Origin of the sequence: Actinomadura terrae, assembly GCF_022751215.1 — a bacterium.
GTDB lineage: Bacteria > Actinomycetota > Actinomycetes > Streptosporangiales > Streptosporangiaceae > Spirillospora > Spirillospora terrae.
Map to the genome: position 1 here is coordinate 1678458 of NZ_JAICDG010000001.1, position 13238 is coordinate 1691695.

Annotated in this window: 10 protein-coding genes; 9 read left to right on the forward strand and 1 reads right to left on the reverse strand. The window is 74.0% G+C overall.

Annotation, left to right across the window (positions count from 1 at the left end; genetic code table 11):
- Positions 1–4 precede the first annotated feature (4 nt).
- Positions 5–1024 carry an AAA family ATPase gene (locus tag K2F47_RS07535; protein ID WP_272496768.1) on the reverse strand — a complete coding sequence of 340 codons (1020 nt, stop codon included), beginning with the start codon at positions 1022–1024 and terminating at the stop codon, positions 5–7.
- Between the two features lie 569 nt (positions 1025–1593).
- On the opposite strand from K2F47_RS07535, the gene mraZ reads away from it, so the two are divergent.
- The 9 genes from mraZ to ftsW all read left to right on the forward strand — a co-directional run bounded on the left by mraZ (position 1594) and on the right by ftsW (position 13099).
- Positions 1594–2025 (forward strand): division/cell wall cluster transcriptional repressor MraZ, encoded by a 432-nt coding sequence (gene mraZ / locus K2F47_RS07540; protein WP_242902031.1) that lies wholly within the window; start codon positions 1594–1596, stop codon positions 2023–2025.
- A gap of 252 nt (positions 2026–2277) precedes the next feature.
- Entirely contained in the window at positions 2278–3270 is a 993-nt protein-coding gene (rsmH, locus tag K2F47_RS07545; protein WP_242902032.1) for a 16S rRNA (cytosine(1402)-N(4))-methyltransferase RsmH, read from the forward strand.
- Entirely contained in the window at positions 3267–4028 is a 762-nt protein-coding gene (gene ftsL, locus K2F47_RS07550) for a cell division protein FtsL (RefSeq protein ID WP_242902623.1), read from the forward strand. Before rsmH ends, ftsL begins: the two co-directional genes overlap by 4 nt.
- Before the next feature lie 568 nt (positions 4029–4596).
- A complete protein-coding gene (locus K2F47_RS07555; RefSeq protein ID WP_504912351.1) occupies positions 4597–6357 on the forward strand; it encodes a peptidoglycan D,D-transpeptidase FtsI family protein in 1761 nt (586 codons plus the stop codon).
- A gap of 80 nt (positions 6358–6437) precedes the next feature.
- Positions 6438–7985: a UDP-N-acetylmuramoyl-L-alanyl-D-glutamate--2,6-diaminopimelate ligase gene (locus tag K2F47_RS07560; RefSeq protein WP_242902034.1), complete on the forward strand. Its 1548-nt coding sequence runs from the start codon at positions 6438–6440 to the stop codon at positions 7983–7985.
- Positions 7982–9391, forward strand: a complete 1410-nt coding sequence (locus tag K2F47_RS07565; protein WP_242902035.1) for a UDP-N-acetylmuramoyl-tripeptide--D-alanyl-D-alanine ligase — start codon at positions 7982–7984, stop codon at positions 9389–9391. Before K2F47_RS07560 ends, K2F47_RS07565 begins: the two co-directional genes overlap by 4 nt.
- Positions 9388–10446, forward strand: a complete 1059-nt coding sequence (gene mraY, locus K2F47_RS07570; RefSeq protein ID WP_242902036.1) for a phospho-N-acetylmuramoyl-pentapeptide-transferase — start codon at positions 9388–9390, stop codon at positions 10444–10446. Before K2F47_RS07565 ends, mraY begins: the two co-directional genes overlap by 4 nt.
- Complete coding sequence (murD, locus tag K2F47_RS07575; protein WP_242902037.1) at positions 10443–11846, forward strand: UDP-N-acetylmuramoyl-L-alanine--D-glutamate ligase; 1404 nt, start codon at positions 10443–10445, stop codon at positions 11844–11846. Before mraY ends, murD begins: the two co-directional genes overlap by 4 nt.
- The gene (ftsW, locus tag K2F47_RS07580; protein WP_242902038.1) at positions 11843–13099 is read left to right on the forward strand and encodes a putative lipid II flippase FtsW; all 1257 of its coding nucleotides are present in this window, start codon (positions 11843–11845) and stop codon (positions 13097–13099) included. Before murD ends, ftsW begins: the two co-directional genes overlap by 4 nt.
- Positions 13100–13238 lie beyond the last annotated feature (139 nt).

Below are 13238 nucleotides of genomic sequence, written 5' to 3' on the forward strand. Positions count from 1 at the left end.
CGCGTCACTTCCTGGGGGCGGGGACCGGCAGGCGGTGCACCAACTCGGTGACCACCTGCTCGGGACGGCGCCGCTCGACCTGCGCCTCGGCGGTCGGCAGCAGCCGGTGCGCGAGCACCGGCACGGCGAGGTCCTGGACGTCGTCGGGGACGACGTAGTCGCGGTCGTCCAGCGCCGCGTACGCCCGCGCCGCCCGCACGAGGTGCAGGGTCGCGCGCGGGGACGCGCCGAGCCGCAGCTCGGGATGGCCGCGGGTCGCGGTGACCAGCTCGATCGCGTACTGCCTGACCGACTGCGCGACGTGCAGGCCGCGCACCACCTCGATCAGGTCGCGGACGTCGCCCGCGTGCGCCACGGGGGTCAGCCGGTCCAGCGGGGACGCCTGGCCGTGCGCGTCGAGCATCTCCAGCTCGGCCGCCGGGTCGGGGTAGCCCATGGAGATGCGGGCGGTGAACCGGTCGCGCTGCGCCTCCGGCAGGGGATAGGTGCCCTCCATCTCCACCGGGTTCTGCGTGGCGATCACCATGAACGGGCGCTCCAGCCCGTAGGTCGTGCCGTCGACCGTCACCTGGCGCTCCTCCATGCACTCCAGCAGCGCCGACTGCGTCTTCGGGGACGCGCGGTTGATCTCGTCGCCGACCACGATGTTGGCGAACACCGGGCCCGGCTTGAACTCGAACTCGCGCATCTCCTGGTTGTAGGCGCTGACCCCGGTGATGTCGCTCGGCAGCAGGTCGGGGGTGAACTGGACGCGCCGCACCGAGCAGTCGACCGAGCGGGCGAGCGCCTTGGCGAGCATCGTCTTGCCGACGCCCGGCACGTCCTCGATCAGCAGGTGCCCCTCGGCCAGCAGCACCGTCAGCGCCAGCCGCACCACCTCCGGCTTCCCCTCGATCACCGACGCGACCGCGTCCCGGATCTTGTTGGCGACCTGCGCGAGCCCGTCCAGGCCGCGGCCCGGCCCCGGGCGGCCGTCGCCGCCGCTCGGCGAGGGGCGCCGGGGCGCCGGGGGGTCGGTCTCCATGAACGACTCGCCGTGCGTGCCTACTGCCACCAAACCCTCCTCAGCCGTCCCGGCCGCGTGGTCCGCCCGAGGGCTCCTGGACCTGGACCCGCCCCGCGATCGGGCCGGGCTCCCGGCGAGCCGGTGCGGCGCTCACTGTGCGCCCGCCCAAACGACAGTACGTTGTCGCAACGCCGTCCGCGATGTTCGCGGGAAACGGGAGCCCATTGTGCTCCACAAGGGTGGCGATCTTGGAATCGAAGGTCCTCCACCGTCCCCCACCCCGCCGTTTCGGATCCGTTCACCCCCGTACTCTCCCCGCGACTCGTCCGGCGACTCACGTGCGACTCCCGACCGCGCGAGAACGCGGCGCGCGCGTTCTGATCGGTCCTGCGGTCAAGTGAGGCTTGACACGGCGCGCGGAGGGGGCCCACGCGCGCCCCACTCCGCACCACCCGGTCTGACCTGCGGTTTTCTTCTCGAACTCGTGCTGTGGAAGGTGTTTTCCTTGTTGACGGTGGGGAAGAGTGGAGTAGAGTGGGGCGCCGTGGGGAGCAGTAGCGCCCCATGCGGCGCGGGAGGTGGGGCCGGTGTTTCTCGGCACCCATTCGCCGCGTCTCGACGACAAGGGACGACTGTTCCTGCCGGCGAAGTACCGCGAGGAGCTGTCGGGGGGATTGGTGATCACGAAGGGCCAGGAACGCTGCCTGTACGTCTTCCCCATGGCGGAGTTCCAGCGCATCACCGAGGCTCTGCGTGCAGCGCCGGTCACCGAGCGGGCCGTTCGCGCCTACAGCCGCGTGTTCTTCGCCAGTGCGTCCGACGAGACGCCCGACAAGCAGGGACGCGTCACGATCCCGCCGCCGCTGCGCACCTACGCGGGCCTCACCCGCGACTGCGCGGTCATCGGCGCCAACACGCGTCTGGAGATCTGGGACGCGCGCGCCTGGGAGTCCTACCTCGAGCAGGAGGAGCAGGCGTTCTCCGACGTCTCGGAGGAGGTGTTGCCAGGGATCCTCTGAGACACGACTCGTCGGTCCGATGACCGGCACTGGCCCACGTTCGGCCAGGTCTCCAGCCGCTCTCCGAGCCAGCTGGCGCAGCTTCCCCGGTGCCAGACGGCGACCCCCCGCGCGACAAACGCGGTGATCTTCCTCTAGGGCAGCGGATGGGGACCTGGCCGGGCGAGGCCGCCGCCGGGGGAGCGGGACGGTCCGGGCCGGCGATGCCACACAGTCCGCGAGCGAGGTGGCAGCACCGCAGGGGGTGGAACGATGGGCGTGGGAGAACACGCGTCCGGGCCCGGTCACGTACCGGTCATGCTCGGTCGCGTCCTGGAACTCCTCGCACCGGCCGTGGCGGCCGCCGCCCGGCGCGATCCCGGCCGCGACCCCGTGTACGTCGACGCCACCCTCGGCATGGGCGGCCACGCCGAGGCGATGCTGGAAGCCCACCCGAACCTGCGCCTGGTCGGCCTCGACCGCGACACCACCGCACTGGAGCGCTCCGCGCGCCGGCTCGCCCCGTTCGGCGACCGGGTGCGGCTGGAGCACGCCGTCTACGACGAGATCCCCTCGGTACTGCACCGGCTCGGCGTCCCCGCCGCCGACGCCGTCCTGTTCGACCTCGGCGTCTCCTCCCCGCAGCTCGACGAGGCCGACCGCGGCTTCGCCTACTCCTACGACGCCCCGCTCGACATGCGCATGGACCGCACGCAGGGTCCCACCGCCGCCGAGGTGGTCAACGGCTATCCCCCCGCCGAGCTGGCGCGCATCCTGCGCGAGTACGGCGAGGAGCGCTTCGCCCAGCGGATCGCCGCGGCGATCGTCCGCGAGCGCGAGCGCGAGCCGCTGGAGTCCACCCGCCGCCTCGCCGACCTCGTGCGCGCCAGCATCCCCGCCGCGACGCGCCGCACCGGCGGCAACCCCGCCAAGCGCACCTTCCAGGCGCTGCGCATAGAGGTGAACGCCGAGCTGGACGTCTGGCGCCGGGCGCTGCCCGCCGCGCTGGGCGTGCTGCCGGTCGGGGGGCGCGCCGCCGTCCTCAGCTACCACTCCCTGGAGGACCGCGTCACCAAGCAGGTCCTCGCCGCCGAGGCGGCCGACCGCACCCCGCCGGACCTGCCCGTCCCGCTGCCCGAGCACGAGCCGCGGTTCCGGCTCCTGACGCGCGGGGCCGAGCAGCCGTCCGACGAGGAGACCACGACCAACCCACGGGCCGGATCGGCGCGGTTGCGCGCCGCCGAGCGGGTCCGGGAGGCGACATGACCACGACGACCAGCAAACCGCCGGGTTCCGCGCCGCAGCCCAGGGCGCGTCCGGAGCGCCGGTCCCGCAAGCGGCGTCCCGCGGGCACGGCTCCGGCCGCGCCCGCCCAGGACCCGGCGCGGGACGAGCCCGCCGGCACGGCCACCAGGGCGCCGTCGAAGACGCCGTCCAAGGCCGCGGCCACGAAGACGAAGGCGGCGCCCGCGAAGGCGCCGGCCAAGTCCACGCCGTCCAAGGGCGCTCCGTCCAAGAGCACACCGAAGGCGGCACCGGCCAAGGCCGCGCCCGCGACGAGCGCGCGGAAGAAGGGCGCCGGACGCGCGGCGCGGCGGCGCGCCGCCGCGCACACGCCGCCGCGCGCCCCGTTCGTGCTGCTCATCGTCGGGCTGCTCGGCGGCGCGCTGGTGAGCCTGCTGCTGCTCAACACCGTGCTCGCCAAGGACGCCTTCACGCTGACCCGGCTCCAGCAGAGCAACAAGCTGCTCGAACAGCAGCGGCAGGCCTACCAGGCCGACATCGCGGCCGAGGGCTCGCCCGAGTCGCTCGCGAACCGGGCCGAGAAGATGGGGATGGTCAAGCAGACCGAGGCGGCGTTCGTCGACGGCCGCACCGGCCGCACCAGCGGCGCGCGCGTCCGCCCCGTCCCGCACTCGGCGGCCGCGTCGGCGAGCGCGGCGAGCATGCTCGGCATCCCCGGTACGATCGTGCCCGGCGACCCCCGCGCCGTCGGCGCCCCGGCCGGGACGGGCGCGCCGTGACGGCCCGTGACCACGCCCGGGAGCGGGTGACGCGGTGAGCAAGCGGCCGGGAGGTGGCACCGGCGGCCCTCCGCCCGGACGCCGGGGCGGCAACCCGCCCCGCCCGTCCGGCGGGCGCGCGGACGGCGGCGCCGGGCGGCCGGGCGGCAAGGGCGGCGCCTCCCGCCGTCCCGCCCGCACCGGCATCGTCCCCCCGCCGCGCAAGGGCGCAAAACCCTCCAAACCCGCCCAGCCCTCCAAACCCGCCCAGCCCCCCAAGCCCGCGTCCCAGAACGCCCAGACCCCCAAGGACGCGAAGGACCCCAAGGAGGCCAAGCGGCCCAGGGAGCCCAAACCGGCCTCGGGCGGCGCGGCGCGGAAGGGGCGGGCCGCCAAGCCGAAGCCCGCCGCCGGCACGAGCACGACCGCGAAGCCGAGCGCGAAAGCGGGCGCCAAACCGGGTGCGAAACCGGCCAGCAAGGCGGGTGCGGGCCAGGCCAGGCCGCGTCCGAGCGGCGACGGTACGGCTCCGCCGCGCCGCGCCACCGGCTCGGGGTCGGGGCGGCGCCCGCCGCCGCGCCGTCCGATCGTGGGCGCGCCCTTTCGCCGCCGCGACCCGCTCAAGCGGCTCAACATCGGCCTGCTGGTCGTCGCGTTCGTGTTGTCGCTGTTCGCCGGGAGGCTCGTCCAGCTCCAGACGATCGAGTCGGACCGCTACACCGAGAAGGCGATGCGGCAGCGGCTCCAGCGCATCGACCTGCCCGCCGTCCGCGGCGAGATCACCGACGCGCAGGGCAACGCGCTCGCGATGACGGTGGAGGCGCGCGCGATCTTCGCCGACCCGTTCGTGATCAAGCCGGAGCGGCGGCAGGCGATCGTGAGCGCGCTCGCCCCGACGCTCGGGCTGAACCCGGCGTCGGTGCTGAAGGCGATCAGCAAGCCGAACTCCCGGTTCGTGTACCTCGCGCACGGCGTCCGGCCCGACCAGGCGCGGCTGATCACGTCCTGGAAGTTCCTCGGTATCGGGACACTCCCGGAATATCGCCGCGAATACCCCAACAACTCGCTGGGCGCGAGCGTCATAGGGTTCGTGAACGGTGAGGGCGAGGGCGCCGCCGGGCTGGAGCACTCGATGAACGGGGTGCTCGCCGGGCGGCCCGGCTGGCAGCGGGTGGAGATCAGCCCCGAGGGCCAGCACATCCCCATGGGCGAGGACCAGAAGCGTCCGTCGGTGCCCGGCCGGGGCGTCCGCCTCACGCTGATGCGCGACCTCCAGTTCGAGGCGCAGAAGGCGATCGAGAAGCAGGTCAAGGCCACCGGCGCGCGCGGCGGCACCGTCATCGTCATGGACCCGCGCGACGGGCGGCTGCTCGCGATGGCCTCGGCGCCCGGCTACGACCCGGGCGACTACGCCCGCTCGGCGCCCGGCCGGTGGGGGAGCCCGCTGGTGCAGGACGCCTACGAGCCCGGCAGCACCGGCAAGGTCGTCACCGCCGCCGCCGCGCTGGAGAAGGGCGGGGTCACGCCCGAGACGGTGTTCGACGTCCCCGACCGGATCCGCAAGTACGACACGACGTTCAGGGACTCGCACCCGCACCCGCCCGAGCGGCTCACGTTCGAGGGGGTGCTGGCCAAGTCCAGCAACGTCGGGACGATCCTGGCGAGCCAGAGCATCTCCCCGCAGCAGCTCTACCAGACGCTGCGCGACTTCGGGTTCGGCCAGAAGACCGGCCTGCCGCTGCCGGGCGAGACGCCCGGCATCCTCCAGCCGCCGTCCAAGTGGTCGGGCACCGACCGGTACCCGATCGCGTTCGGCCAGTCGATCTCGGTCAACGCCGTCCAGATGGCGAGCGTGTACGCGACCATCGCCAACGGCGGCGTCCGTGTCGCCCCCACGCTGGTCGAGGGCACCTTCGAGGGCACCGCCGGGGAGAGCGAGAAGTTCACCCCCGCCGCCCCGCCCGAGCGGCGGCAGGTGATCAGCGCCGACACCGCGCGGAAGATCAGCGACATGCTGGAGGGCGTCACCACCAACGAGGGCACCGCGCCGGGCGCGCAGATCCCCGGCTACCGTGTCGCGGGCAAGACCGGCACCGCCGAGATCCCGAACCCGCGCTGCCACTGCTACAAGGGCGGCGGGTACACCGCCTCGTTCGCGGGGTTCGCGCCCGCCGACGACCCGCGGCTCGTCGTGCAGGTGGTCCTGCGGGACCCCAAGCGGGGCAGCCACTATGGTGGCGTTGCGGCCGCGCCCGTCTTCAAGGACGTGATGACCTTCGCCCTGCAAACCCAGAAGATCCCGCCGACGGGCAGCAGGCCGCCGATCGCCAAGATCTACGCCGGAGGCTGAGCCCAGCGAGTACCCTCCTCGCCGTGAGTTCACGTCCGGTGTCCCCGCATTCCCGTTCCGTACGCGACGAAAGAAACGCCATGCGCCCAACCACCAATCCGGCCCGTCCGCTGACCGGGCTCGCGGCGCTACTCGGCATCGAGCGGAGCGACTGGAGCGACATCTGGGCCGACGTCGTCGCGACGGGCATCACCCACGACTCGCGCGCGGTCCTGCCCGGCGACCTGTACGCCGCGCTGCCCGGGGCGCGCGCGCACGGCGCCCAGTTCTCCGCGCAGGCCGCCGAGGCGGGCGCCACCGCGATCCTCACCGACCCCGACGGCTACGACGAGGCGGTCGCGACGGGCCTGCCCGTGCTGGCCGTCGCGAACGTCCGCGCCCACCTCGGCGCCGCCGCCGCGTGGGTGTACGGGGAGCCCGCCCGCGACCTGCTGCTGATCGGCGTCACCGGGACGAGCGGCAAGACCACCACGGTCTTCCTGCTGGAGTCGGGCCTGCGCGCCGCCGGGATCGAGACCGGGCTGGTCGGCGGCGTGGAGATCAGGGTCGGCGACTCCCGGGTGCAGAGCGCGCTCACCACCCCCGAGGCCACCGACCTGCACGCGCTGTTCGCGACGATGCGGGAGCGGAGCGTCGGCGCCGCCGCGATGGAGGTCTCCAGCCACGCCCTCGCGCAGGGACGCGTCGGCGGCGCCTTCTACGACGTCGCCGTCTTCACCAACCTCTCCCAGGACCACCTCGACTTCCACCCCACGATGGAGGACTACTTCGCCGCCAAGGCGAAGCTGTTCACCCCCGAGTACTCGCGGGTCGGGGTCGTCAACCTCGACGACCACTACGGCCGGGTGCTGGTGGACTCCGCCCCCGTCCCGATCACGACGTTCTCGCCGACCGGCGACCCCGCGGCCGACTGGCGCGCCGAGGACGTGCGAATCGGCGCGGACGGCAGCGTCTTCCGCATCGTCGGGCCCGGCGGGATCGAGGCCGACGCCGCGGTCCAGCTCGCGGGGCCCTTCAACGTCGCCAACGCGCTCGCGGCGATCGTCGCGCTGGTGGAGGCGGGGATCGGGCTGCCCGCGGCGGTGCGGGGGGTCGGGTCGCTGCCCGGGGTCCCCGGCCGGCTGGAGCGGGTGGACGAGGGCCAGGAGTTCGTCGCGCTCGTCGACTACTCCCACAAGCCCGGCGCCGTCGAGGCCGTCCTCACCGCGTTGCGCCGCGTCACCGAGGGCGACCTCGTGGTCGTGCTCGGCTGCGGCGGCGACCGCGACCGCGGCAAGCGGCCGCTGATGGGCGAGGCCGCCGCGCGGCTCGCCGACGCGGCCTACTTCACCAACGACAACCCGAGGTCGGAGGACCCGCTCGCGATCCTCGCCGCCATGGTCGAGGGCGGGCTGAAGGTGCCGGCCGCGCAGCGGGCCCACATCGTCGTCGAGCCCGACCGCGCCGCCGCCATCGAGTTGGCGATCGGCCGGGCCCGCCGGGGCGACGTGCTGGTCGTCGCGGGCAAGGGCCACGAGCAGGGCCAGTACGCGGCGGGCGAGATGCATCCGTTCGACGACCGCGAGGTCGTCCGCGAGGCGCTGCGGCGGCGCGCCGAGGGAACCAGAGGGGACGGGACGCAGGCGTGATCCCACTTCCGCTGCCGACGATCGCGGAGATCACGGGAGGCGCCCTCCACGGCCCCCCGGACGCCGTGGCGAGCGATCCGGTCGTGAGCGGCCCGGTGGTCATCGACTCCCGCGAGGTCGTGCCCGGGGCGCTGTTCGCGGCGTTCCGGGGCGAGCGCGCGGACGGGCACGCGTTCGCGCCCGCCGCGCTCGCCGCCGGCGCCGCCGGGGTGCTCGCGGAGCGTCCGGTCGAGGGCCCGACCGTGGTGGTCGACGACGTCCAGCAGGCGCTCGGACGGCTCGCCCGCGGCGTCCTGGACCGCCTCTCCGGCGTGACGGTGATCGCCGTCACCGGCTCGGCGGGCAAGACCTCCACCAAGGACCTGATCGCGCAGGTCGTGTCGCGCGCGGGCCCGACCGTGTGGCCGCCCGGGTCGTTCAACAACGAGATCGGGCTGCCGCTGACCGTGCTGCGCGCCGGCGCGGAGACCCGCTACCTGGTGCTGGAGATGGGCGCGCGCGGCATCGGCCACATCGCCTACCTCACCGGGATCGCTCGTCCGAGCGTCGGCGTCGTGCTGAACGTCGGCACCGCGCACGTCGGGGAGTTCGGCGGCCGGGAGAACATCGCCGTCGCCAAGGGCGAGATCGTCGAGGCCGTGCCGGCGGGCGGCACCGCCGTCCTCAACGCCGACGACCCGCTGGTGGCCGCGATGGCGTCCCGGACGCGGGCCGAGGTCGTCACGTTCGGGCGCTCGCCCGGCGCGACCGTCCGCGCCGCCGACGAGACCCTCGACGAGCGGGGCCGCGCCCGGTTCACGCTGGTCACGCCCGAGGGCGCGGCGCCGGTCGCGCTGCGCCTGTACGGGGCGCACGCCGTCGCGAACGCGCTCGCCGCGGCCGCCGCCGCCCGCGCGGCGGGCCTGCCGCCGGACGAGATCGCCGCGGCGCTGTCGGAGGCCGGGCCCGCCAGCCGCTGGCGGATGGAGGTCGCCGACACCGGCGACGGCGTGACCGTGGTCAACGACGCCTACAACGCCAACCCCGACTCGACCCGCGCCGCGATCGACACGACCCGCCACCTCGCCCGCGACCGGCGGGCGTTCGCGGTGCTCGGCGAGATGGCCGAACTGGGCGCCGCGTCCGCGGCGGAACATGCCAAGATCGGACAGCATGTCGCGCGCAGCGGGTTCGCCGGCCTCGTGGTCGTCGGCCCGAACGCGGCGGCGATGGCCGAGGGGGCCGGGCAGGTGGCCTCATGGACGGGAGAGTGCGTACAGGTGGATGACGTCGGCGCGGCCGTGACCGCGCTCAGCGAGCGGCTCAGGCCGCGAGACGTCGTGCTGGTGAAGGGCTCCCGCGTCGCCGGGATGGAACGGGTGGCCGAGGCGATCCTCGCCGGCCGCGCCGGGGAGGCCGCCCGATGACCAACATCATCCTCGCCGCGGGGGTGGCGCTGGTCTTCGTGATGGTCGGCACTCCGGTGTGGATCCGGATCGTCAACCGGCTGGGATACGGCCAGATGATCCGGGACGAGGGCCCCGAGGCGCACCTCACCAAGCGCGGCACCCCCACGATGGGCGGGACGGTCTTCATCGTCGGCTCGCTCGTCGGCTACGCCGCCGCGCACCTGTTCACCGGCAACGCGCCGACGATCTCCGGTGTGCTGGTGCTGTTCCTGATGACCGGCCTCGGGCTGGTCGGGTTCGTGGACGACTACATCAAGGTCTTCAAGCAGCGCAGCCTCGGCCTGCGCAGCGGCGCCAAGATGATCGGCATCATCCTGGTCGGCGTGGTGTTCGCGATCGCGTCGCTGAACTTCCCCAACGGGTACGACATCACCCCCGCCGACCCCCACCTGTCGTTCCTGCGCGACTTCGGCCCCTCGATCGGCCCGTACCTGTTCGTGGTGTGGGCGCTGCTGCTGATCGCGGCCATGTCCAACGGCGTGAACCTGACCGACGGGCTGGACGGCCTCGCGGCGGGCCCGGCGGGCATGGTGCTGGCCGCCTACGTGATCATCGGGAACTGGCAGCTGCGCAACAGCTGCGACTTCGCGCTCGCCCCCAACTGCTACAGCGTCCGTGACCCGCTCGACCTCGCGGTCGTCGCGGCGGCCGTGCTCGGCGGCGTGTTCGGCTTCCTGTGGTGGAACGCCCCGCCCGCCAAGATCTTCATGGGCGACACCGGCTCGCTGGCCCTCGGCGGCGTGCTGGTCGGCCTCGCGATCCTCACCCGCACCCAGTTCCTGCTCGCGATCCTCTGCGGGCTGATCGTGATGATCACCCTGTCGGTGATGATCCAGGTCGGCGGGTTCAAGCTGACCGGCAAGCGCGTGTTCAAGATGGCGCCGCTCCAGCACCACTTCGAGCTGTCGGGCTGGGCCGAGACCACGATCGTCGTGCGGTTCTGGCTGATGTCGGCGCTGTTCGTCGCGATCGGCATCGGCCTGTTCTACCTGGAATGGATGCCGAAGAAATGACCACCCGCCCCTGGGAGGGCCTCGACGTCGTCGTCGCCGGCCTCGGCGTGTCGGGCCGCGCCGCCGCCCGCGCGCTCGCGGCCCGCGGCGCCCGCGTCACCGCCGTGGAGGCCCGCGACGACGACGAGCGCCGCCGCGCCGCGGCCGAGCTGGCCGAGCGCGGCGTGGCCGTCCGGCTCGGCGACGGGGAGACGCTCCCAGCGGGCGCCGACCTGGTCGTCACCTCGCCCGGATGGCGGCCGGACGCGCCGCTGCCCGCCGCGGCCGCCGCCGCGGGCGTGGAGATCATCGGCGAGGTCGAGCTGGCCTGGCGGCTGCGTCCCGCCGAGGGCGCGGCGCCGTGGCTCGCCGTCACCGGCACCGACGGCAAGACCACGGTCGTGCGGATGCTCGCGTGCATGCTCACCGCCGGGGGCCACGACGCGCTCGCGGTTGGCAACGTCGGGACGCCGATCGTCGAGGCCGTCGACCAGCCGCACGACGTGCTGGCCGTCGAGCTGTCGAGCTACCAGCTGCACTGGTCCAGCTCGGTCGCCCCCTACGCGGCGACCGTGCTGAACATCGCGCCCGACCACCTCGACTGGCACGGCACGATGGACGCCTACGTCGCCGCCAAGGCGAAGATCTTCGCGCCCGGCACGGTCGCGGTGCACAACGCCGACGACCCGGTCTCCACCTCCCTCGCGGCGGGCGCCGAGCGCCGTGCGGGCTTCACGTTGCAGGTGCCCCGGCCGGGGGAACTGGGCGTCGTGGAGGAGCTGCTCGTCGACCGGGCCTTCACCGCCGACCCGCAGCGGGAGGCGGCCGAGCTGGCCGCGCTCGCCGACGTCCGGCCCTTCGCGCCGCACAACGTCGCGAACGCGCTCGCGGCGGCGGGCCTGGCCCGCGCGTTCGGGGTGCCGCCCGAGGCCGTCCGGGACGGGCTGCGCGCGTTCGTGCCCGACCCGCACCGCATCCAGCACGTCGCCGACGTCACCGGCGTCGCCTACGTCAACGACTCCAAGGCGACGCAGCCGCACGCCGCCGCCGCCTCGCTCGCCGCCTACGAGCCCGTCGTGTGGATCGCGGGCGGTCTGCTCAAGGGCCTGGACGTCGACGACCTCGTCCGCGACTGCGCGCCGCGGCTGCGCGGCGTCGTGCTGATGGGCCGCGACCGGCACCGGCTCGCGGAGGCGCTCGCGCGACACGCCCCGGATGTCCCGGTCGTGGACGTCGCCGACACCGACACTGGGGCCATGGACCGCGTCGTCACCGAGGCCGCCGGGCTCGCCCGTCCCGGCGACACCGTACTGCTCGCCCCCGTCGGGGCCTCCTTCGACATGTTCGCGAACTACCCGGCCCGCGGGGACGCCTTCATCGCCGCCGTCGAGCGGCTCGCCGGGACCGCGCGGCGGCGATGACCGCCGCGACCGCGCAGGAGGAGGACGGCCGGCGCGCCGGCCCGCGCGAGCAGGTCGCCGCCGCCGTCGGGCTGCTCGACCGCCCCCTCACCTCCTACTACCTGGTGCTCGGCTGCTCGGTGATGCTGCTGGCGCTCGGCCTGACCATGGTGCTGTCGGCCTCCAGCGTCAAGCAGCTCCAGGAGACCGGCTCGGCCTACACCCTGTTCCAGAAGCAGGCGATCTGGATGGCGATCGGGCTGCCCGGCATGTGGCTGGCCTCCCGGCTGCCCGTCCGGACGTTCCGCGCGCTCGCCTACCCGCTGCTGCTGCTGTCGATCGTCGCGCTGGCGCTGGTGCTGATCCCCGGGCTCGGCCGCAGCGCGGGCGGCGCGACCCGCTGGATCAGCTTCGGGCCGATCCAGATCCAGCCGTCCGAGCCCGCCAAGCTCGGCCTCGTGCTGTGGGGCGCCGACCTGCTGGCCCGCAAGGAGCGGCTCGGCCAGCTCACCGAGTGGCGGCCGCTGCTCGTCCCGCTGCTGCCCGGCGCCGGGATGCTGGTGCTGCTGGTCATGCTCGGCAACGACCTCGGCACGACGCTCGTGCTGCTGACGATCTTCCTGGCGCTGCTGTGGGTCGTCGGCGCGCCCGGACGGCTGTTCCTCGGCATCGCCGGGCTCGTGTGCCTGCTGGTGTCGATCCTCATCGTCGTCGAGCCGTACCGGATGCAGCGGCTCACCGGCTTCCTCGACCCCGCCGGCAACCAGCTCACCAGCAACTACCAGGGCACCCAGGGGCTGTTCGCGGTCGCCTCCGGCGGCTTCTTCGGCACCGGCCTCGGGGAGGGGCGCGCCAAGTGGGACTACCTGCCGCACGCCGAGACCGACTTCATCTTCGCGATCGTGGCGGAGGAGTTCGGGCTCGTCGGCACCCTCGTCGTCCTCGGCCTGTTCGGGCTGCTGTCCTACGCCGGGCTCCGGATCGCCCGCCGGGTGAAGGACCCCTTCACCCGGCTCGCCGCCGCCGGCGCGACGGCCTGGCTGGTCGTGCAGGCCATCGTCAACATCGGCGCGGTCATCGGGGTCCTGCCGATCACCGGCATCCCGTTGCCGCTCGTGTCCTACGGCGGATCGGCGCTCATCCCGACGCTGCTGGCGCTCGGGATGCTGCTCGCCTTCGCCAAACGCGAGCCCGGAGCCAGGCAGGCACTCTCCGCACGGGGCCCCGGACCGGTCGTGAGGGCTCTAAGCTGGCTGGGCCTGGCACGGCGTTGAGACCCCTCCGGGGTGCCGACGGATCCGGTGCCCGCGCAAGCCGTCCCGCGCGCCGCGGGGCGCGGCACCCGAGAAGACGAGCATCCGAGACGAGCACGCCGAGTCGAACACGTTGAGCCGGAACACGCCGAGTGGAACA

Coding starts and splice junctions, on each gene's coding strand:
- K2F47_RS07535 (WP_272496768.1), bottom strand. CDS start 1,024: ATGGAGACCGACCCCCCGGCGCCCCGGCGCCCCTCGCCGAGCGGCGGC.
- mraY (WP_242902036.1), top strand. CDS start 9,388: ATGACCAACATCATCCTCGCCGCGGGGGTGGCGCTGGTCTTCGTGATG.
- murD (WP_242902037.1), top strand. CDS start 10,443: ATGACCACCCGCCCCTGGGAGGGCCTCGACGTCGTCGTCGCCGGCCTC.
- K2F47_RS07560 (WP_242902034.1), top strand. CDS start 6,438: ATGCGCCCAACCACCAATCCGGCCCGTCCGCTGACCGGGCTCGCGGCG.
- ftsW (WP_242902038.1), top strand. CDS start 11,843: ATGACCGCCGCGACCGCGCAGGAGGAGGACGGCCGGCGCGCCGGCCCG.
- rsmH (WP_242902032.1), top strand. CDS start 2,278: ATGGGCGTGGGAGAACACGCGTCCGGGCCCGGTCACGTACCGGTCATG.
- ftsL (WP_242902623.1), top strand. CDS start 3,267: ATGACCACGACGACCAGCAAACCGCCGGGTTCCGCGCCGCAGCCCAGG.